Source organism: Sphingobium sp. TomTYG73 (assembly GCF_055394245.1).
In genome coordinates, this window is sequence record NZ_AP027339.1 from 958,627 (window position 1) to 977,743 (window position 19,117).

Consider the following 19,117-nt stretch of genomic DNA (forward strand, 5'->3'; position numbering starts at 1 on the left):
GCCGTCAGCCCCCATCCCCGTTCAATTCGATGCACATGCCGTCATAGCCGGGTTCCACGCCGTCCGGCAGCGTTTTCAACAGAGCCGCATAGTCCATGCTTTGATCCATATGCGTAAGGACGGCGCGGCCGGGACGGACGGCCGAGATGCCATCGAGGGTAAGGGCCAGATGCGGATGGGTCGGATGCGGCTTTTCGCGGAGGGCGTCGACAACCCAGACATCCAACCCGTCGTAAAGGCTGATCATGTCGGCCGTAAGATCATGGAAATCAGTAGCATATCCTATCGACCTGCCACCCGATGTGAAGCGAAAACCGGTCGAGTAAATCTCGCCATGGGGTTGGTCTGTACAAGCGATGTCGATGTCACCGATGCGCAGGCCATCGGGCAGCACATGCGGCTCTATGGTCGGATGATAGCCCTGCCGTCCTTCAAAGGCGTAGGCGAAGCGTTCCTTCAGGAGTTTCAATGTCTGACGGCGGGCATAGCCCGGGACGGGCGTGCGGCGGTGGTGGTAAAGCTGGCGCACGTCATCGATGCCGTGACAGTGATCGGCATGGTCGTGGGTCCAGAGAATGGCGTCGATATGGATGACATCGGCGGCCAGCAGTTGGGCGCGCATGTCTGGCGACGTGTCAATCAGGAGGCGCGTGGTGGGGCTTTCCACCAGGATCGATACCCGTGTCCTCCGGTTCTTCGGCTCGTTCGGATCGCAGCTGCCCCAGTCATTGCCGATCCGGGGGACGCCCGATGAGGTGCCACAACCCAGGATAGTGAGCTTGAGGCTCATGCCTTTTGCGCTGCTCCGGTCTTGCTGAACAAGGTGCGGAAGTTGGCTGAGGTTGCGGCGGCCAGTTGCTCGACGCTTTCGCCGCGCAGGTTTGCCAGGAAGCGCGCGGTATCGGCGACGAAGGCCGGTTCGCAGGACTTGCCACGGTGGGGCACGGGCGCGAGGAAGGGGGAGTCCGTTTCAACCAACAGCCGGTCGAGCGGCAGACGGGCAGCGGTTTCCTGAAGATCCTTCGCGCTCTTGAAGGTCACGATGCCCGAAATGCTGATGTAAAAGCCGAGGTCCAGGGCTGCATCGGCGAAGGCTCCGCTGGCGGTGAAGCAGTGGATCACGCCGGAATAGGCCCCCTGCTCCATTTCCTCGCGCAGGATGGCGAGCGTATCCTCCTCGGCATCGCGGGTGTGGACAATGAGCGGAAGGCCGGTCGCGCGGGACGCTGCGATATGGGCGCGGAAGCTGTTCTGCTGCCGGGCGCGGTCGCTATGATCGTAATAATAGTCGAGGCCGGTTTCCCCGATGCCGACCACGCGAGGGTGGGCAGCGCGTTCGATCAGCTTGGCGGTGTCGATATGGGGATGCTCGTCGGCCTCATGGGGATGGATTCCCACAGTTGCGTAGACATCGGGTTCCTGTTCGGCTGTTGCGAGCACGGCGTCCCATTCGCTTTCGCGGGTCGCGATGTTGAGCATCAGTTCGATGCCAGCGGAGCGCGCGCGTTCAAGCACATTCTGCTGATCTTCGATCAAGCCTTTGTAATTCAAGTGACAATGGCTGTCGATCAGCATGGATCAGGCGTCCGCTTCGGTGAGTTCGAGGCGCGGGAAGAGTGGCTTGGGCGCGGCGAGCGTGAACCCGCTGGCGCGGAGATCGGCGTAGGTGTTGCTGCCGATCGCTTCGTAGGTCCGGCTCGTCTGCGGAACGCCCATCTGGTCGAGCAGCGCGGTGGCGCTGGCCGGGATCACGGGCTGAATGATGATGGCGAGGTTGGCAATGGCTTCGTAGAGCGTCGCCAGCACCGCTTCCATCCGCGCCGGGTCAGTCTTGCGCAAGGCCCAGGGCGCCTGCGCATCGATATAGGCATTGCAGGCGAATACCGCCCGCATCCATGCTTCGATAGCCGTGGAAGGCGCGAGATCGGCCATGGCGGTCTGGAACGTCTGTGCGGCGTCGCTGATAGTTTTTAGCAGATCATTGTCGACATCCTGCGGCGCGGGTTCGGGCAAGCGACCTTCGAGATTCTTGGCGATGAAGCTCAGGGTTCGCTGCGCCAGATTGCCGAAGCTGTTGGCCAGGTCGCTGTTCGACCGGGCGACGATCGCCTCTGCGCTGTAGCTGCCGTCATTGCCGAAAGTGACTTCGGACAGGAGGAAATAGCGGAGTTGGTCCACGCCGAAACGCTCGGCCAATTCCATCGGGTCGGCGACGTTGCCGACCGACTTCGACATCTTCTCACCCCGGTTGAGGAGGAAGCCGTGACCGAAGATCTGCTTGGGCAAAGGCAGCTTTGCACTCATCAGAAAGGCTGGCCAGTAAACAGTATGAAAACGCACGATATCTTTGCCGATGATGTGCGTTATGTCGCCGCCTTCTGACCAGTAGCGCGCCATGCGCTCGGCGTCGTCGGGATAGCCGCAGCCGGTCAAATAATTGGTGAGTGCGTCAACCCAGACATACATGACATGGCCGTCGCTACGGGGCACCTTGACGCCCCAGTCGAAGCTGGTGCGCGAGACGCTGAGGTCGGAAAGGCCGCCCTCAACGAAGCGCATGATTTCGTTGCGGCGGCTGTCGGGCTGAATGAAGTCGGGCTGGCCGTTGTAGAGGTCGAGCAGCATTTGCTGGTAGGCGGACAGGCGGAAGAACCAGCTTTCCTCGACGGTCCATTCGACCGGCGTGCCCTGGGGTGAGAGCTTTTCGCCCCCTTCCCCATCGACCAGTTCCTTTTCGTCGTAAAAGGCTTCGTCGCGGACGGAGTACCAACCTTCATAGCGGCCGAGATAGAGGTCGCCATTGGCCTCCATCGCCTGCCAGATGGCTTGGGATGCGCGGTGATGGTCAGGCTCGCTGGTGCGGATGAACCGATCATAGCTGATGTTCAGACTGTCGTTCATATCCTTGAAATAGCCGGACATTTCATCAGCAAGGGCGCGCGGTTCGATGCCGCGCGTGCGGGCGGCCTGATCCATTTTCAGGCCATGTTCGTCGGTGCCGGTCTGGAAAAAGACGTCGCGGCCCATCATCCGCTGGAACCGGGCGATCGCGTCGGTGGCGATCACCTCATAGGCGTGGCCGATATGGGGGCGGCCGTTGGGATAGCTGATGGCGGTGGTGATGGTGTAGGGCTGCGACATGCGCCTTCCCTAGCGGCTGTTAAGGCGCGCGCAAAGCCTGCTTTTCAACGCTGATCCGGGGCGAGTGCGGCAACATGGCCCGCGAGTTCGAAAGCGACGGCTGCGGGGTCGAGCGAGAGGATGATGGCGCCGCTGGCGAGTTGGCGCGCGGCTTCCCAGTGGTCCAGCGCTGTGCCGAGCGCCGGGCCGCTGCGCTGGCGGGCGGCGTCGGCGATGAAGGCGGGGACGCGTTCGAGGAAGGCTTCATAGCGGGGGCGTGCGGCTTTGCCCGAGAGCTGCTTCGCGAGGATGAGGCGGTGTCGGTTGCCGGGGTCGCCGTCGGCTGCGATCGCGCGGAGCATGCGGTCCAGGTCGGTTACGTCTAGGCCCGCGTAGCGCAGGGCTCGGCCGGGCGCGCCCTCTCCCAGGGCGGCGAGCGCCTCTATGTCTGCGGGTGGCAGGTCGGGCTGCTCCCGGCGCAGGATGGTGCGCATCGCCTCGCCGTCGAGCGTGTCGAAGCGCAGGGTGCGGCAGCGCGAGCGGATGGTGGGCAAAAGGCGGCCGGGCGCGTGGCTGACGAGGAAGAAGAGCATGTCGGCGGGCGGCTCTTCCAGCGTCTTGAGGAGGGCGTTGGCGGCGCCGCGCTCCAGATCGTCGGCGCTGTCGATGACGACGATGCGGCGTTGCGACAGGGACGGGGCGGACTGGACGAGGCGCTGGAGGCCGCGCACCTGATCGACGGAGATGTTGCGGGCAGTGCCGGTTTCCTTTTCCAGGCAGTAGAGTTCGGCGTAGTCGGGATGGGCTTCGGCTTCGATCAGTTTACGGACGGGGTGATCGGTGGGGACTGACAGGCCTTCGCCTTCGGGCGCGGGACCTGCTGCTTCCGCTAGGAGACGAAGGGCCAGGGCGCGGGCGAAGCTGGCCTTGCCGATGCCGCGCGGGCCAGCGAGGATCCAGCCATGATGCATGCGGCCGCTGCGCGCGGCGGCGAGCAGCATGTCGGCTTGGGTGTCATGGCCGAGGATGGTGGTCATGGCAGCAGGTCGTCGAGCGCTGCGAGGAGGCGCGAGGTTACGGCTTCGGGGTGGCCCGATGCATCGACGGTGCGGATGCGGGCGGGGTCCTGATCGGCGAAGCGGGTGAAGGCGGATGCGACATTGGCGTGGAAGGCTGCGTCGCGGCCTCCGATGCGGTCGGCGGCGTCTCCGTCGCGGGACCAGGCGCGCTGCTGCGCCTCGGCTTCGGGGAGGGTCAGGAAGAAGGTGCGGTCGGGGAGAAAGTCGGCGCTGCCGATGCGGTGGAGGGTCAGAATGTCGGCGTCGGTGAGTTCGCCCATGCCCTGATAGGCGCGGCTGCTGTCGAGGAAGCGGTCGGACAGCACCCATGCGCCGCGATCCAGCGCGGGGCGGATGGTTTTTTCGATATGATCGGCGCGGGCTGCGGCGAAGAGGAGCGCTTCGGCGCGCGGGCTCCAGCGGTCGGCGGCGCCGGTGAGAAGAAGCGCGCGGATGGCTTCCGCGCCTTCGCTGCCGCCGGGTTCGCGGGTTTCGACGACTTCCAGGCCCTTCGCCCGCAAAGCGGCGGCTAGGGCGCGGAGTTGCGTCGATTTACCGGCGCCCTCCCCGCCCTCCAGAGAGATGAACCGGCCGCGTGTCACCCGAAGAAGGACTTCAGGCCGTTCCAGAGGCGACCGAAGATGCCCGCTTCGGACACTTCCTCACCTGCCACCAAAGGCAAGACCTGCGGCGGGGTGTCGGGGGTGGAGACGATGAGTTCGGCGATCTTCTGCCCCTTGGCGATCGGCGCCTTGATCGGGCCGGTATAGGCGACCTTGACCGAGATGTTGCCCGACGCGGTGCGGGGCAGCGTTACAGCCATGTCCTGCGGGGCGACGAGCGGCACGCTGGTGGCGCTGCCCAGCTGAACTTCAGCGGTTTCGACGGTCTGGCCTTTCTTGAAGAGCGGCTGCGCTTTCCATGCCTTGAAGCCCCAGTCCATGAAGCGGACGGATTCCGAAACGCGGCCATTGTAGGTCGGCAGGCCAGCAACAACCATGACGATGCGGCGGCCGTCCTGTTCGGCCGAGCCGGTAAAGCCAAAGCCCGCTTCCTCCGTATGGCCGGTCTTGAGGCCATCGGCACCGGCAACCTTGCCGAGGATCGGGTTGCGGTTCGCTTGCGCAATGTCGGAGCCGCCCATGGTCTTGCCCCAGGTGAAGGCGCGCGTGGCGTAGAAGCGCTTGTAGAGGTCAGGCGTCTCCTCGATCGTCGCTTCGGCGAGACGGGCAAGGTCCTGCGCAGTCACATAGGTGACGCCTTCATCCGGCCAGCCATTGCTGGTGCCGAAATGGCTGTTCTTGAGGCCGAGGCGCTTGGCTTCGTCATTCATCTGCGCCACGAAAGCCTGCTCCGTTCCGGCGATCCCTTCGGCCAACACCACGCAGGCGTCATTGCCGGATAGGGTCACGATGCCGTGGAGGAGATTTTCGACCGACACCTGCTCGCCCGCCGACAGGAACATGGTCGAACCGGCCGCCGGGCCATGCCACTGCTTCCAGGTTTCGGGGCGGACGGTGAATTTCGTGTCCAGCTTCAGGTCGCCCTTCTGGATCAGGCGGAAGGCGACGTGCGCCGTCATCATTTTCGCCATCGACGCTGGCGGGATGCGCGTTTCGCCGCCCTTGTCATACAGTACGGCGCCCGACGACAGATCCTTCATGTAAGCGATGGGCGCCTCACTGGTGTAAGGAGGCGCGGCAGCCGTGAGAGGCTGCGCCAGCAATCCGACGAAGAGGATGGCGGCTAGTGACTTGTTCATGAGGACTGCCTTCGCACTGATGGATTCGGGTGATGAGAATGCCCTGCCCCTGTCATTAGCCATGACAGACACATTCTCAAGAGGGCTGGCGCAACAGGTGACGCGGCTGCGCCCTTATTGCCGGACGGCGTCGGCGAGCAGCCCGACGGACAGGGCGTAGAAATTCGAGCAATTATAATCGAGGATCGCCCGATAATTGCTGGTGAGCAGATAGGCGGTCTTGCCCGGACCATCGGGTTCGAGCAGCGTCGCCAGCACCGTGTCCGCTGGCCAGCTGCCGCCCGCCGGAACGATGCCCCGGCTGCGCCATTCGGCCATCGTCAGCCAGCGGCTGTGACGGTTGAATACGCGGGGACAGCGGGCAGGCGAAAGCCGTGCCGATACGCTAGCCCGGTTGAACCCGGTCGGCACCGAAACGGCCACGCCCCAGGGTTGGCCACGCCGCCAGCCTGCGTTGACGAAATAGTTGGCGATGGAGGCCAGCGCATCGGCTTCGCTGTTCCAGATATCGGCGCGGCCGTCGCCGTCGCCATCCTTGGCCAGACGCAGATAGACGCTGGGAAGGAACTGGGGATAGCCCGTCGCCCCTGCCCAACTGCCGACCAGGCGGCTGCGGGGCACGCCATTGTCCAGCATCTTGAGCGTCGCCAGCAATTCCGGTTCGAACAGGGTGCGGCGACGGCCTTCATAGGATAGCGTCGCAAGCGAGCGGATGAGGTCGAAATCGCCGGTATAGGAACCGTAATTGGTTTCATGGCCGTAGATCGCGACCATGATTTCCTCAGGCACGCCGGTTTCCGCCTCTATCCGGGCAAGCCGGGCGCGGTTCGCCTGATAAGCGGTGCGGCCACGGCTGATGCGCGCGGCATCGACATGCTGCCGCCGATAGGGTTCGAAATTGGGAATGGGGGAATAGGCGCCTCCCCCCGGCTGGTTCTGATCCAGTTGGACAACCCGTGGGTTCGGCGTGAGCGTGGGGAAGACGGAATCCAGCGTGGAAGAGCGGATGCCCATCGCCTGCGCCTTTGGCCGAAGCGTTTCCAGATAGCTGCGGAAACCGGCGTCCTGAGCCATGTCCTGCGTCATGCCAGGCCCCGCCATCAAGCTGCCCGCCGTGACGACGGCAAGACGCAGTAGAAGCGAGTGAATGGTTGAACGCATTAGAGAATCTCCCTCAGCCCTTTGTGGCACAGCGACAGCAGGAGGCGAAATCCCCCTTGTCGCTGCATTCATGCCAAGAACGCGTCGAAAGCGGATTTTGGTCATTTTACGCTTGGCATGACGCAAAGCTTCGCTAGGAAGCGAGCGGACGGACAGGTGGCCGAGTGGTTTAAGGCAGCGGTCTTGAAAACCGCCGTGGGTTTACGCTCACCGTGGGTTCGAATCCCACCCTGTCCGCCAAAATCCATTGATATTATTATGTTTCTCATAAATTTGGTGTGTGGCCAACATACCCGCCATCATTAAGGTCGAGCAAATATCCTTTCGCTTGGCGAAATCGCCTTACCTCCGTAACTTACCTGATAGGGGGAATTTCATGGCTGGTATCGAGAAAAACTGGAATGGTCGCGTCTTAGGAACCAACACCGGCAATGTTTCGGTCATACTCAATGGCGAGGACGACTCATTAACAGGCATCATCCGGCTTAATGACGACAAATTGGGAGTTGCAGTCTACGATGTGACTGGCAAGTTCGAGGCGGGGAACATAACTCTTGCCGGAACACCGCAAGGCGAAGCGCCGGAGGGCGTGGAGTTAGGCCAACTAACTGTTGTCGGGGCGCTTACTCCTGAAGGCCGATTGGATGGCGAATGGTCCTCTACAATTGGAACCGGCGGGACTTTTCAGCTTTGGCCACATACGTTTCAAGTGCGAGCGAGCAACGTTGGTGCAATCCCCGAACAAATGAATACCTCTGCCCGCTCTATGGGCGCAATTCGACTTTATGCCGACGACGTGCGGAGTCTCGTCGCCCAACTAGTCAAGGATTTTGCTCAAAAGCGCGCCGTGGTTACGTTCAACGACAAAGGAAATGAGAAGAACATATATTCGGACGAGTTTGAGGCCATCTTAGATAATCTCCCAGAACTCCGATATCTCAAGATCTCTGTACAAGAACCCGAAATGTATGGACTAAACCGAAACGCGATGGTGGAACTTACCGCTTGGGGAGAGAACATAATCCGCGTTCAAAGCGTTCAAGAGGCGTGGGCCATCGGGAAAGCGGAAGCTCTCTCAAGGCATGTTAATGGGTTTCAACGGAAACTGGCGACACAATTCCGCAAATTCGGGTTAACCGTTAATATCGTCATCTTAGCGGCTGCGTTAGCGGCTTTACCGGGTTTGCCGACATTCAGCCAAAGGTTAGCATTTGCGGCAAGCGCACTCGCTGTCCAATCCCTGATTACCTATTTTCATCGCCAGTATGTACCGAATTTCATCCTTTTTCCGACCACGCGAAAATCTAGTTTGATAGGACGCCTTGGCCCGGGTGTATTGTCTTGGGGCATTACCATTGTCGGGGGCGTCGTTGCTGCCATTATCTACGGCTTACTAAAGGGTGAACTAAACGGTTCCCCGCTTCTGAACGCCATTCACGAGATTCTCTGGTAACTAAACAATTCAGGTTCTGTTTTTTTGGATAATCACAAGATTCGACAGTAAAGGATTGAGGGGCCTTAATTTTCACAAATCGAAGCAGCGCCTCCCTTCAGCATAGGGGGACGGTTCCTGCATCCTTTGTCGCTGCGATTGTTCCAAATTTGGGGCGCATGGTGACCTCCATTGCCTTTGAACACGGCTTGCATACGAGCTTCAGCCTGTGTCGGAGCGACCGACTTCGTTCACGCTGTTAAGCTCCGTAGCTCGCGTCTGCGGCGGCGGCGAACCTCCCGCACGCAAGAGAGTGATCGCCCTGGCGGCAACCGGAGCGAATGTCGCTTCCCCCTTCTCGTGCAGAGCGAATATCTGCGTCCGCATTCGCGGTTCCCAGAATTTGGCGATGTGATCAGCGACTGCCTGCGCCGCTTTCTCTTCGCCCATGGTCATGAAGTTTCTGGCGATCTGGTTGGCCATATAGACCAGCCGGTCCTGATTGGACATCATCGAGTGGTCTTCAGTCATGCCGTCATTCCGCTGCGTGGATCATGTCGATGCGCCGGCTACGCCGGGCTTGCGCGTCATAGCTTTTCTGCCAGTCGCTGGGTCCGTTGGATGCGGACACCTGCACCGCCGTCACCTTATATTCCGGGCAGTTGGTGGCCCAGTCCGAATAGTCGGTGGTGATGACGTTCGCCTGCGTTTCGGGATGGTGGAAGGTCGTATAGACAACGCCCGGTGCTACCCGTTCGGTCACCAGCGCTCGCAGGGTGGTTTCCCCTGCCCTGCTGCGGAGCGTTACCCAATTTCCGTCCTTAAGGCCCCTGTTTTCCGCGTCGCTGGGATGGATTTCCAGTCGGTCTTCGGGATGCCAGGCGGCATTGGCGGTGCGGCGGGTCTGCGCGCCGACATTATATTGGCTAAGGATGCGCCCTGTGGTCAGCAGTAGCGGGAAACGTGGGCCGGTCTTTTCATCGGTCGGCACATAGTCGGTGACGACGAACTTGCCCCTGCCGCGCACGAAACCGTCTAAATGCATGGTCGGCGTGCCGTGAGGAGCCCGGTCGTTCGCGGGCCATTGCAGCGATCCCTCTGCGTTCAGGCGGTCATAATGCACGCCCGCGAAGGTCGGGGTGAGCGCGGCGATTTCGTCCATGATCTGCGACGGGTGGCTGTAGGTCCAGCCGAGTCCCATGGCGTTGGCGACCAGTTGCACGATCTCCCAATCTTCATAGCCGTTGAGTGGCGCCATCACCTTGCGCACGCGCTGAATGCGCCGTTCGGCATTGGTGAAGGTTCCGTCCTTTTCCAGGAAGGTGGAGCCGGGCAGGAAGACATGCGCGTAATTGGCGGTCTCGTTGAGGAAGAGGTCCTGCACCACGACGCACTCCATCGCCGCCAGCCCGGCCGCGACATGATGCGTATTGGGGTCGGATTGGAGAATGTCCTCGCCCTGGATGAAAATGCCCTTGAAGGTGCCGTCGGTCGCCGCATCCAGCATGTTGGGGATGCGAAGCCCCGGTTCGGGGTCCAGCGCCACGCCCCAGCTTTGTTCGAACAGCGCGCGCGTGGCGCCGTCGGAAACGTGGCGATAGCCGGAAAATTCGTGCGGGAAGCTGCCCATGTCACAGGCGCCCTGCACATTATTTTGTCCTCGCAGCGGGTTCACGCCCACGCCCTCGCGCCCGACATTGCCGGTCGCCATGGCGAGGTTGGCGATCGCCATGACGGTCGAGCTGCCCTGGCTATGTTCCGTGACGCCGAGGCCGTAATAGATCGCGCCGTTGCCTCCGGTGGCGTAGAGGCGAGCGGCGGCGCGGACCTCCTGCGCCTTTACTCCTGTCAGCGGTTCGATGGCTTCGGGAGAACGGGCTGGCTGTGACACGAACTCGGCCCATTCGGCAAATTCGTCCCAATCGCAGCGCGCGCGAATGAAGGGTTCGTCGTACAGCTTTTCGGTCACGACGACATGAGCAAGAGCCGTCAGCATGGCGACGTTGGTGCCGGGGCGCAGCGGCAGATGATGTTCCGCCTCGACATGGGGGGACTTCACCATATCGATGCGGCGCGGGTCGATGACGATCAGCTTGGCGCCCTGCCGCAACCGCTTCTTCATGCGCGAGGCAAATACGGGGTGGCCGTCAGTCGGGTTGGCGCCGATGACGAGGATCACGTCGGACTGCATCACGCTGTCGAAATCCTGCGTCCCGGCAGAGGTGCCGAAGGTCGTGCTGAGCCCATAGCCGGTCGGCGAGTGGCAGACGCGGGCGCAGGTATCGACATTGTTGTTGCCGAAACCCTGGCGGACGAGCTTCTGGACGAGGAAGGTTTCTTCATTGGTGCAGCGGCTTGATGTGATGCCGCCGATGGAGCGCGTACCATATTTGGCCTGGATCCGGCGGAACTCCGCTGCCGTGTGGGCAATGGCTTCGTCCCACGACACCTCGCGCCATGGCTGGTCCACGGACGCGCGGATCATGGGATTGAGTATCCGATCCTGATGCTGGGCATAGCCCCAGGCGAACCGGCCCTTGACGCAGCTATGGCCGCGATTGGCCTTGCCCTCTTTCCACGGCACCATGCGCACCAGCTCCTCGCCACGCATTTCCGCGCGGAAGGTGCAGCCGACGCCGCAATAGGCGCAGGTGGTGACGATGGCCCGGTCGGGCGTGCCGACCTCAACCACTTTCTTTTCAATCAGCGAGGCGGTGGGACAAGCCTGCACACAGGCACCGCAGGACACGCATTCGGAGCCGAGGAAATCCTCGCCCTGCGACGCCGAGACTTTCGATCCGAAGCCCCTGTCCTCGATAGTCAGCGCGAAGGTGCCCTGCACCTCTTCACAGGCGCGCACGCAGCGGGAGCAGACTATGCATTTGCTGGGGTCGAAGTCGAAATAAGGGTTCGACTGGTCCTTGGCCTGCCCCATATTGGTTGCGCCGTCATAGCCGTAGCGGACCTCGCGCAGTCCCACTGCACCGGCTTGATCCTGCAATTCGCAGTCGCCATTGGCGGCGCAGGTCAGGCAGTCGAGTGGATGGTCGGAGATGTAAAGCTCCATCACGCCCCGGCGGAGCTGCTTCAGCCGATCGCTTTGGGTGCGAACCACCATGCCTTCGGCGATGGGCGTGGTGCAGGAGGCGGGATAGCCGCTGCGTCCTTCCACCTCGACCAGGCATAGGCGACAGGAGCCGAAACTCTCCAGATTGTCGGTGGCGCACAGTTTGGGAATGGAGCAGCCGGTCAGCGAAGCGGCGCGCATGATGCTCGTGCCCTCTGGCATGGTGACGCGCTCGCCATCTATTGTGAGCGTGACGGACCTGCCGTTGGCTATGGCTGGCGGGGTGCCATGATCGGCTTCGCGGGTGAAGGTCATTCCGCAGCTTCCTTGGTAGACGCAGCCGCGCCAAAGTCTTCGGGGAAATGATCGAGCGCGCTCAACACCGGATAGGGTGTGAACCCACCCAGCGCGCAGAGCGAGCCATATTTCATCGTATCGGCCAGGTCGCGCAGCAGTTGCAGATCCTCGTCCACGCTGCGTTGCATGGTACCGGGCGCTCGTGAATAGAGCGCCTTGCTCAGTCCTGCCGAAATTGATGGGTTCGCTGGAGGCAGCCCCTCCGCCCTGCGGGTCAGCAGCCGATCCATGATCTCCACCCCCCGCGTCGATCCGATCCGACAGGGCGTGCATTTGCCGCAGCTTTCGACCGAACAGAACTCCATGGCAAAGCGCGCCATATGCGCCATATCGACGCTGTCATCGAAGACGGTGATGCCGGCATGGCCGATCAGCCCGCCAGCTTGCGCAAAGGCTTCATAATCGAACGGCAGATGGAACATCGATGGCGGGAAGTAAGCGCCGAGTGGTCCACCCACTTGCACCGCCCGCACAGGGCGACCGCTCGCCGTGCCGCCGCCAATGTCGTTCACCAACTCGCCAAGCGTTATGCCGAAGCCAATCTCATAAAGGCCGCCATGCTTTACATTGCCCGCGAGCTGCACCGGCATGGTTCCGCGCGAGCGGCCAAAGCCAACCGTCGCATAGGCATCCGGCCCCTCCGCCAGGATGAAGGGCACCGCAGCCAGCGACAGCACATTGTTGATGACGGTCGGCTGACCAAATAGCCCCTGCAAGGCCGGGAGCGGCGGCTTTGCCCTCACCTGCCCGCGTTTGCCCTCGATACTGTCGAGCAGCGCTGTTTCCTCGCCGCAGACATAGGCGCCCGCGCCCTCGCGCACCTCCAGCGTGAAGGGCGTGATGAGATGCGCGCTGGCATCGATCGCCGCGCGCATGGTGGCGATGCTGTAGGGATATTCGCTGCGGATGTAGATATAGCCATGGGCCGCGCCGACGGCATGGGCGGCGATCGCCATCCCTTCGATCAGGCAGAAGGGATCGCCCTCCATCAGCATCCGATCCGCGAAGGTGCCGCTGTCACCTTCATCGGCGTTGCAGACGATGAACTTAGGCGCGCCCGGCGCATCCAGCACCGTCTGCCATTTGATCCCGGTCGGGAAACCGCCGCCGCCGCGCCCGCGCAGCCCTGACGCCTTGACCGCATCGACCACTTGCTGCGGAGGCATGGCGCGAGCCTTTTCCAGCCCCTTCCAGCCATCATGGGCCGCATAATCGGTAAGGCTCAGCGGATCGATGATGCCGCACCGTGCGAAGGTAAAGCGTTGCTGACCAGCGAAGAAGGGCAAATCGTCCACCTTGCCCAGCCTGGCAGGATGCGTGCCGTCTAGTACCGCCGCGACATCCTGCGTCCCGACCGGCCCATAGCCGATACGGCCCCCGTCAGTCTCCATTTCGACCAATGGCTCGATGGAAAACAAGCCGCGCGATCCAGTGCGCACCACTTCGCACCCTGCCTGCGTGAAGCCGCGCGCCACTTCGTCTGCACCGAGCGCGACGGAGGCCATATCCCGGCTGATGAAGACCCGGCTCATGCCGCCATCTCCGCCGCGATCCGCTCCAGGGCTTTGGCATCGATCCCTGCAACCGGTCGGCCGTCCACCAGCGCGTTCGGGCCGATCGCACAGAGACCCAGGCAGTAGACAGGCTCCAGGCTTAGCTGGCCGTCAACTCGGGTCTCCCCCATGGCGACGCCCAGAATTTGCGCCGCCTGATGTTCGATCGCCGCGCCGCCGCGTGATTGGCAGCTTTCCGCGCGGCAGAGCTTCACAATGTGGCGGCCGGGCGGAACACGGCGAAAATCATGGTAGAAGGTGATGACGCCATGCACATCCGCGCGGGTGAGGTTCAACGCCCGCGCAATTATCGGGACCTGCGCATCGTCGATATAGCCCACCTCGTGCTGCACCGCATGCAGAAGGGGCAGTAACTGGTCGCGCGTGGCGCCATGACGCGCGGTCCAGCTTTCGATAAATGCTTCCATCCTGCCCTGCCTGCAGCCTTCGATCAGACGCCATCGTGCCGGGCCACCCGGCTCGGGTCAAATTGAAGCCCCTAATGGATGATAGAGATATTCTATGAAGCGGTGCGATAGCCATTGGGCAAGCGCAGGTCGCGCGCGACGCTGAGGACCGCTTGAGCCAAAGGCCCCATCGGTGCGCGATCCGACACTATCACGCCCACCCGACTGCCCTCCGCCGTGGCGGGCAGCGGATAGGTCCGCGCCCAGGCCAGCCCCTCCAGCAAGGTCGCATGATTTTCCGGAATGATGGAACAGAGCCGCCCCTGCTGCACGAGGCCGAGCAGTGCGACATAGCTGTCCGCCGTGACCACCGGGCGCAGGGCAAGCCCGCGTTCAGCCAGACGCGCGTCCAGGATACGCCTGTTCTGCATGCCCTGATGCAACAGGCACAGCGGCAGGTCCGCAAGATCGGCCCAGTCCAGCGGATCGGGTATCGGAGCGCAGCCGACCGCACCGATGAGGATCGCCCGCTCTGTATAAAGGGGCACTGACAAGGCGTGGGCCGGTGGCTCGAAATCGAGATAGGTGATGCCGGCGTCCAGTTCGAACGCAGCAAGGCCCCGCTCGATCTGCCGCGAAGTGAGCGCGCGGACGGAGATGTTAAGGCCCCGATGGCGCTCCAGCATCGCTTCGGTGAGATGGCCGATCACCGGCATGGCAGCCGGGATCGCGCCCAGCCTTAATTCGCCCTTCAGCGGACCACGGGCTGTTTCCGCCGCGTGACCAAGGGCTTCGGCAGCGGCGATCAATTGCCGTGCCCATGGCAGGATAGCCTCACCCTCCGCGGTCAATCCCACATATTTGCGATCGCGCCGGATCAGCCGCTTTCCCAGCTGCGCTTCCAGTGACGCGATGCCCACGGACAAGGTGGGTTGCGAGACATTGCAATAGGAGGCGGCGCGCGCGAAATGACCTTCGCGCTCTAACGCCAGGAAATATTCGACAAGGCGCGTCTGCATGCTGTCATCTACACTGGATCGGGCGGAAGTTCATAGAGCGAAACTATGGTCGCCATCTGGAGCAGGAACGGAGCGCGAATTCGGCCGTATGCGCATCCTGGGGCCGATTTTGGAGATGATCGCACCTGCGCCTCGCCTTAACCCTCGTTAAGGAGTATTGTGAACCAGCATGCTATCACTTCCACCTCACCATCTGGAGGTTGCAATGTCTGGGCAAACGGATGCACCTTATTTGTTCCGGCGCGCGCGGGAAGAAGCTGCCAAGGTCAACGACGCCTTGGCAAGGCACGCTCCTGCCGAAGAGGTTGCGGCGCATCGGGAATTGGCGTTGCGGTACAAGGTTAGGGCGCTGGCCGCTTCCTGTCCCGATCAGGTCCTGCATGACGCCATGGAAAATTTTGACGTGCCGAGCGACCCCGTAGGCGGAAAGCCTGCGCATCAATAACCTAGGGGGATTGCAGCCGATAAAAATGAAAGCGCCCCCGGGCAAGGGATGCCGGGGGCGCGACTTGTATGCTGTCGGGCATCCAAATCGCGGCGCGTTTAACAGACATTGTTGACGACTGCAATCCAGTGATAACTTTCCAGCGGCCATGCCGTAACGTCAATGCGGACGACGCCCTTTGGAGCGAGGCAATATGCAGGTGGGACAAAAAGGCCAATTGAATTAGGCTCCTCTATCATCACATGGACTTGCTAGGCGAAGGCCCGGAACGTGCACAGGGGAAGCAGATATGGTTCAACCGTCGGATAAGTCGCCACGGCGTTCGCTGATCGAAACCGGCGCGCTGGGCCGTTGCCCCCGGTGCGGCGACGGGCATATTTTCAAGGGATTTCTTACCGTCCGCGATCGGTGTGAGGTTTGCGGACTGGACTATTCCTTTGCGGACCCGGCGGATGGCCCAGCGGTGTTCGTGCAGTTGTTCGCCTGCGTTCCCGGCGTCATCTTTATCGTGATGTTGGAGATATTGGCGCGGCCGCCTTTATGGGTGCACATCGCCGTCGGTATCCCGGTGCTCATATTGACGACAGTGTTGCCGTTACGCCCGATCAAGGGCTGGCTGGTCGCCGCCCAATATGTGACGAAGGCGCAGGAGGCAGGGACGGCGGACCTATGGGCCAAGCTGCACGGAGATGGGGCAGACAAGCGGGATTGAGGGATGGGGGCGATATGGATCGCCCCTCCAGAAGGCCCCGTGCGCGCCCGCCTCGTTTCAGATATGAGCCCCGCCGCGCCAGTTTGCTGGCATGACGGTGATTCGATAAGCTGCCAGAACTGCCGCTAGCGGTTGGCGCTCAGGCGAGCGCGCCATGGCAGTGCTTGTATTTCTGACCGGAGCCGCACGGGCATGGCGCGTTGCGGCTGATATCCAGATTGGTGAACTCGCCGGGCTGTGCATTGCCGACCGGCGGACGCGGGAGCGTGGTGGTGATGCCACCCAACTGGCCCGCGTCAATGTCGCCGCTATTATCTTCGCCCGAGAAGGGGTCGATGTGCGTGGTGATGAAGTCGGGAAGCACGGGCAGGTCGAACTCAGGCAGCGGTTCTTCCATCCTGAACTGCACGCGCGCGATCGAGCCGGTCACATCCTCACGGATGTTGCTCAGCATGCGCTCAAACAGGGCGAAGGCTTCCTGCTTATATTCGTTGATCGGCGTCTTTTGCGCATAGGCGCGCAGGTGAACGACCTGGCGCAGCGCGTCGAGGGTCGACAGATGCTCTTTCCAGTGATGGTCCAGGCTCTGGAGCAGGATCGATTTTTCGATCATGTGCCAGTTTTCCGGATCGATCCCGCCAATCTTTTCGGCGACCGCTTCATCGGCAAGAGCCTTGAGGCGTTCCTCGATCAATTCCGGATCGACGGCATCTTCCGTCAGCCATGCGTCGAAGTCGGGTTCAAGCCCAAGGATTTCGGCGGTGCGCGCCTTCAGCCGGTCGATATCCCACTGTTCGGGATACGTACCCGGAGGACAGGATGCGCCGACAAGGTCGTTGACCGTTTCGTGCCGCATGTCCGTCACGACGTCATCAACGGTATCAGCGTCCATGATGTCGGCGCGCTGTTCATAAATGACCTTGCGCTGGTCGTTCATGACGTCGTCATATTCGACGACCTGCTTGCGGATGTCGTAGTTGCGCGCTTCGACTTTCCTCTGCGCGGTTTCGATCGCCTTGCTCAGCCATTTCGAGGGGGGCAGCGCCTCGCCATCCTCAAGATTGGAACGGATCATCTTGGCGAACATGGTGTCCGGGCCGAAGATGCGCATGAGATCATCGTCGAGGCTGAGGTAGAAGCGCGAGAGGCCGGGGTCGCCCTGACGCCCTGAACGACCGCGCAGCTGGTTGTCGATGCGGCGGCTTTCATGCCGTTCGGTCGCGAGGACGAAGAGACCACCAGCGGCGAGCACTTCGGCCTTCTCCGCCTCGATCTCTGCGTCGATGCGGGCGATGGCGGCTTCGCGCTCCGGCCCTTCCGGCATGTCGCGCAGTTCGTCCTCGACGCGCATTTCCAGGTTGCCGCCCAATTTGATGTCGGTGCCGCGACCCGCCATGTTCGTCGCGATGGTGACGGCGCCCTTCCGGCCCGCCTGCGCGACAATGTGCGCTTCGCTTTCATGGAAGCGGGCGTTGAGGACGGCGTGCTTGACGCCTTCCTGATTGAGGAATTCGGACAGCATTTCCGACTTTTCGATCGACACCGTGCCGACAAGGACGGGCTGGCCCTTTTCGGCATGGACCTTGATCGTCTTTGCAATGCCGCGGAACTTGTCTTCCAGATTCTTGTAGAAGCTGTCTTCTTCATCGACACGCTGAACCGGCCGGTTGGTCGGAATGGTGACGACGTTCATCTTGTAGATTTCGTAGAATTCGGTCGCTTCGGTCGCGGCCGTGCCGGTCATGCCGCCGAGCTTCGGGTACATGCGGAAAAAATTCTGGAAAGTGATGGAGGCGAGCGTCTGGTTTTCAGGCTCGATATTCACCCCTTCCTTGGCTTCCACCGCCTGGTGCAAGCCGTCCGACCAGCGGCGGCCATCCATCATGCGGCCGGTGAACTCATCGATGATGATGACCTTGCCGTCTTTGACGATGTAATCGATGTCCCGGCGGAACATCACGACCGCGCGCAGCGCCTGGTTGACGTGGTGAACGACGGCGGTGTTTTCGAAATCGTAGAGGTTGGCGCCCTCCAGCAGGCCAGCATCTTCCAGCAGACGCTCGATCTTTTCCGTCCCGTCCTCCGTCAGGGTGACGGTGCGCTGCTTCTCGTCCTTCTCATAATCGGCTTCGTCCAGCTTCTTCACGATAGCATCGACGGCTACATAGAGTTCCGACTTGTCGTCGGTCGGACCGGAGATAATCAGTGGGGTGCGCGCTTCGTCGATCAGGATCGAGTCCACCTCATCGACGATGGCGAAGTTGAAGGGCCGCTGCACCATCGATGCGCGGTCGTACTTCATATTGTCGCGCAGATAGTCGAAGCCGAGTTCGTTGTTCGTCGCGTAGGTGATGTCAGCGTTATAGGCTTCGCGCCGCTGATCCTCGCTGAGGTTCGGCACAATCACGCCCGTGGTCAGGCCGAGGAAACGATAGACCTGCCCCATCCACTCGCAGTCGCGGCTGGCGAGATAGTCGTTGACGGTAACGACATGGACGCCCTTCCCTTCCAGCGCGTTCAGATAGGTGGCGAGCGTCGCGACCAGCGTCTTACCCTCACCCGTGCGCATTTCGGCGATCTCGCCGCGGTGGAGGACGATGCCGCCGACCATCTGCACATCATAGTGGCGCTGGTGAAGGGTGCGCTTGGCGGCCTCACGAACCGTGGCGAAGGCTTCGGGCAGCAGGTCATCGAGCGTTTCACCCTGCGCCAGGCGTTCCCGGAATCGGGCCGTCTGGGCCGTCAGTTCCTCGTCGCTCATCGCCGAAATGACGGGTTCGAAAGATGCGATGCGTTCGACGATCTTGCCCAACGACTTTACGTAACGTTCGTTGGACGATCCGAAGATGGACTTGGCGAGTGCGCCGAACATGCAAGTTCCTGACAATAGGGGGGCGCGCGCCCTTTTAAAGCAACGCACACGGATATGCGCGGCGATTTAGGGTTTGGCTGTGGGATAGTCAATTGATGAGCGGCCTGAACGCTTCGATCGAGGCAATGATTGACGGGCGGATGATATGCGCT

At 61.8% G+C, this 19,117-nt stretch carries 16 protein-coding genes and 1 tRNA gene; 4 read left to right on the top strand and 13 right to left on the bottom strand.

All coding sequences use genetic code 11. The features are described from left to right. Nucleotides 1-4: 4 nt before the first annotated feature. The 7 genes from ACZ5TH_RS04910 to ACZ5TH_RS04940 all read right to left on the bottom strand — a co-directional run bounded on the left by ACZ5TH_RS04910 (nt 5) and on the right by ACZ5TH_RS04940 (nt 7,101). Nucleotides 5-790 carry an MBL fold metallo-hydrolase gene (locus tag ACZ5TH_RS04910; RefSeq protein WP_464794806.1) on the bottom strand — a complete coding sequence of 262 codons (786 nt, stop codon included), beginning with the start codon at nt 788-790 and terminating at the stop codon, nt 5-7. Continuing rightward, a complete protein-coding gene (locus tag ACZ5TH_RS04915) occupies nt 787-1,575 on the bottom strand; it encodes a TatD family hydrolase (RefSeq protein WP_464794807.1) in 789 nt (262 codons plus the stop codon). Before ACZ5TH_RS04915 ends, ACZ5TH_RS04910 begins: the two co-directional genes overlap by 4 nt. A gap of 3 nt (nt 1,576-1,578) precedes the next feature. After that, on the bottom strand, nt 1,579-3,141 hold the full coding sequence (gene metG, locus ACZ5TH_RS04920; protein WP_464794808.1) for a methionine--tRNA ligase: 1,563 nt from the start codon (nt 3,139-3,141) through the stop codon (nt 1,579-1,581). A gap of 44 nt (nt 3,142-3,185) precedes the next feature. Further along, nucleotides 3,186-4,157 (bottom strand): AAA family ATPase, encoded by a 972-nt coding sequence (locus ACZ5TH_RS04925; RefSeq protein WP_464794809.1) that lies wholly within the window; start codon nt 4,155-4,157, stop codon nt 3,186-3,188. Beyond that, a complete protein-coding gene (gene tmk / locus ACZ5TH_RS04930) occupies nt 4,154-4,780 on the bottom strand; it encodes a dTMP kinase (RefSeq protein ID WP_464794810.1) in 627 nt (208 codons plus the stop codon). Before tmk ends, ACZ5TH_RS04925 begins: the two co-directional genes overlap by 4 nt. Next, entirely contained in the window at nt 4,777-5,940 is a 1,164-nt protein-coding gene (locus ACZ5TH_RS04935) for a D-alanyl-D-alanine carboxypeptidase family protein (protein WP_464772323.1), read from the bottom strand. The genes tmk and ACZ5TH_RS04935 overlap by 4 nt, the downstream gene beginning before the upstream one ends. Before the next feature lie 114 nt (nt 5,941-6,054). Beyond that, the gene (locus ACZ5TH_RS04940) at nt 6,055-7,101 is read right to left on the bottom strand and encodes a lytic murein transglycosylase (protein WP_464794811.1); all 1,047 of its coding nucleotides are present in this window, start codon (nt 7,099-7,101) and stop codon (nt 6,055-6,057) included. 150 nt (nt 7,102-7,251) lie between these two features. Between ACZ5TH_RS04940 and ACZ5TH_RS04945 the strand changes: the two genes are divergently transcribed. Further along, nucleotides 7,252-7,341 (top strand) — tRNA-Ser (locus ACZ5TH_RS04945). 136 nt (nt 7,342-7,477) lie between these two features. Then, complete coding sequence (locus ACZ5TH_RS04950) at nt 7,478-8,554, top strand: hypothetical protein (RefSeq protein WP_464794812.1); 1,077 nt, start codon at nt 7,478-7,480, stop codon at nt 8,552-8,554. Between the two features lie 201 nt (nt 8,555-8,755). Here the strand turns inward: ACZ5TH_RS04950 and ACZ5TH_RS04955 are convergent, their stop codons facing one another. The 5 genes from ACZ5TH_RS04955 to ACZ5TH_RS04975 form a co-directional block, all read right to left on the bottom strand. Continuing rightward, entirely contained in the window at nt 8,756-9,064 is a 309-nt protein-coding gene (locus ACZ5TH_RS04955) for a formate dehydrogenase subunit delta (RefSeq protein ID WP_464794813.1), read from the bottom strand. Between the two features lie 4 nt (nt 9,065-9,068). Further along, a complete protein-coding gene (gene fdhF / locus ACZ5TH_RS04960; RefSeq protein ID WP_464794814.1) occupies nt 9,069-11,915 on the bottom strand; it encodes a formate dehydrogenase subunit alpha in 2,847 nt (948 codons plus the stop codon). Beyond that, nucleotides 11,912-13,489, bottom strand: coding sequence for a formate dehydrogenase beta subunit (locus ACZ5TH_RS04965; protein WP_464794815.1), 1,578 nt, complete (start codon nt 13,487-13,489; stop codon nt 11,912-11,914). The genes fdhF and ACZ5TH_RS04965 overlap by 4 nt, the downstream gene beginning before the upstream one ends. Further along, nucleotides 13,486-13,938 (bottom strand): NAD(P)H-dependent oxidoreductase subunit E, encoded by a 453-nt coding sequence (locus tag ACZ5TH_RS04970; RefSeq protein WP_464794816.1) that lies wholly within the window; start codon nt 13,936-13,938, stop codon nt 13,486-13,488. Before ACZ5TH_RS04970 ends, ACZ5TH_RS04965 begins: the two co-directional genes overlap by 4 nt. A gap of 92 nt (nt 13,939-14,030) precedes the next feature. Next, complete coding sequence (locus tag ACZ5TH_RS04975; protein ID WP_464794817.1) at nt 14,031-14,936, bottom strand: LysR family transcriptional regulator; 906 nt, start codon at nt 14,934-14,936, stop codon at nt 14,031-14,033. A gap of 205 nt (nt 14,937-15,141) precedes the next feature. On the opposite strand from ACZ5TH_RS04975, the gene ACZ5TH_RS04980 reads away from it, so the two are divergent. Further along, complete coding sequence (locus ACZ5TH_RS04980) at nt 15,142-15,381, top strand: hypothetical protein (protein ID WP_464794818.1); 240 nt, start codon at nt 15,142-15,144, stop codon at nt 15,379-15,381. Between the two features lie 289 nt (nt 15,382-15,670). Beyond that, nucleotides 15,671-16,093 carry a DUF983 domain-containing protein gene (locus ACZ5TH_RS04985; protein ID WP_464794819.1) on the top strand — a complete coding sequence of 141 codons (423 nt, stop codon included), beginning with the start codon at nt 15,671-15,673 and terminating at the stop codon, nt 16,091-16,093. 139 nt (nt 16,094-16,232) lie between these two features. On the opposite strand, the gene secA is transcribed toward ACZ5TH_RS04985, so the two are convergent. Further along, nucleotides 16,233-18,965, bottom strand: a complete 2,733-nt coding sequence (secA, locus tag ACZ5TH_RS04990) for a preprotein translocase subunit SecA (RefSeq protein ID WP_464794820.1) — start codon at nt 18,963-18,965, stop codon at nt 16,233-16,235. Nucleotides 18,966-19,117 lie beyond the last annotated feature (152 nt).

What these genes read in the sequence shown, in the direction of transcription:
- secA (WP_464794820.1), bottom strand. Translation starts at nt 18,965, where the DNA reads ATGTTCGGCGCACTCGCCAAGTCCATCTTCGGATCGTCCAACGAACGT.
- ACZ5TH_RS04970 (WP_464794816.1), bottom strand. Translation starts at nt 13,938, where the DNA reads ATGGAAGCATTTATCGAAAGCTGGACCGCGCGTCATGGCGCCACGCGC.
- metG (WP_464794808.1), bottom strand. Translation starts at nt 3,141, where the DNA reads ATGTCGCAGCCCTACACCATCACCACCGCCATCAGCTATCCCAACGGC.
- ACZ5TH_RS04980 (WP_464794818.1), top strand. Translation starts at nt 15,142, where the DNA reads ATGTCTGGGCAAACGGATGCACCTTATTTGTTCCGGCGCGCGCGGGAA.
- ACZ5TH_RS04965 (WP_464794815.1), bottom strand. Translation starts at nt 13,489, where the DNA reads ATGAGCCGGGTCTTCATCAGCCGGGATATGGCCTCCGTCGCGCTCGGT.
- ACZ5TH_RS04935 (WP_464772323.1), bottom strand. Translation starts at nt 5,940, where the DNA reads ATGAACAAGTCACTAGCCGCCATCCTCTTCGTCGGATTGCTGGCGCAG.
- ACZ5TH_RS04925 (WP_464794809.1), bottom strand. Translation starts at nt 4,157, where the DNA reads ATGACCACCATCCTCGGCCATGACACCCAAGCCGACATGCTGCTCGCC.
- ACZ5TH_RS04955 (WP_464794813.1), bottom strand. Translation starts at nt 9,064, where the DNA reads ATGACTGAAGACCACTCGATGATGTCCAATCAGGACCGGCTGGTCTAT.
- ACZ5TH_RS04915 (WP_464794807.1), bottom strand. Translation starts at nt 1,575, where the DNA reads ATGCTGATCGACAGCCATTGTCACTTGAATTACAAAGGCTTGATCGAA.
- ACZ5TH_RS04985 (WP_464794819.1), top strand. Translation starts at nt 15,671, where the DNA reads ATGGTTCAACCGTCGGATAAGTCGCCACGGCGTTCGCTGATCGAAACC.
- ACZ5TH_RS04910 (WP_464794806.1), bottom strand. Translation starts at nt 790, where the DNA reads ATGAGCCTCAAGCTCACTATCCTGGGTTGTGGCACCTCATCGGGCGTC.
- ACZ5TH_RS04975 (WP_464794817.1), bottom strand. Translation starts at nt 14,936, where the DNA reads ATGCAGACGCGCCTTGTCGAATATTTCCTGGCGTTAGAGCGCGAAGGT.
- ACZ5TH_RS04950 (WP_464794812.1), top strand. Translation starts at nt 7,478, where the DNA reads ATGGCTGGTATCGAGAAAAACTGGAATGGTCGCGTCTTAGGAACCAAC.
- fdhF (WP_464794814.1), bottom strand. Translation starts at nt 11,915, where the DNA reads ATGACCTTCACCCGCGAAGCCGATCATGGCACCCCGCCAGCCATAGCC.
- ACZ5TH_RS04940 (WP_464794811.1), bottom strand. Translation starts at nt 7,101, where the DNA reads ATGCGTTCAACCATTCACTCGCTTCTACTGCGTCTTGCCGTCGTCACG.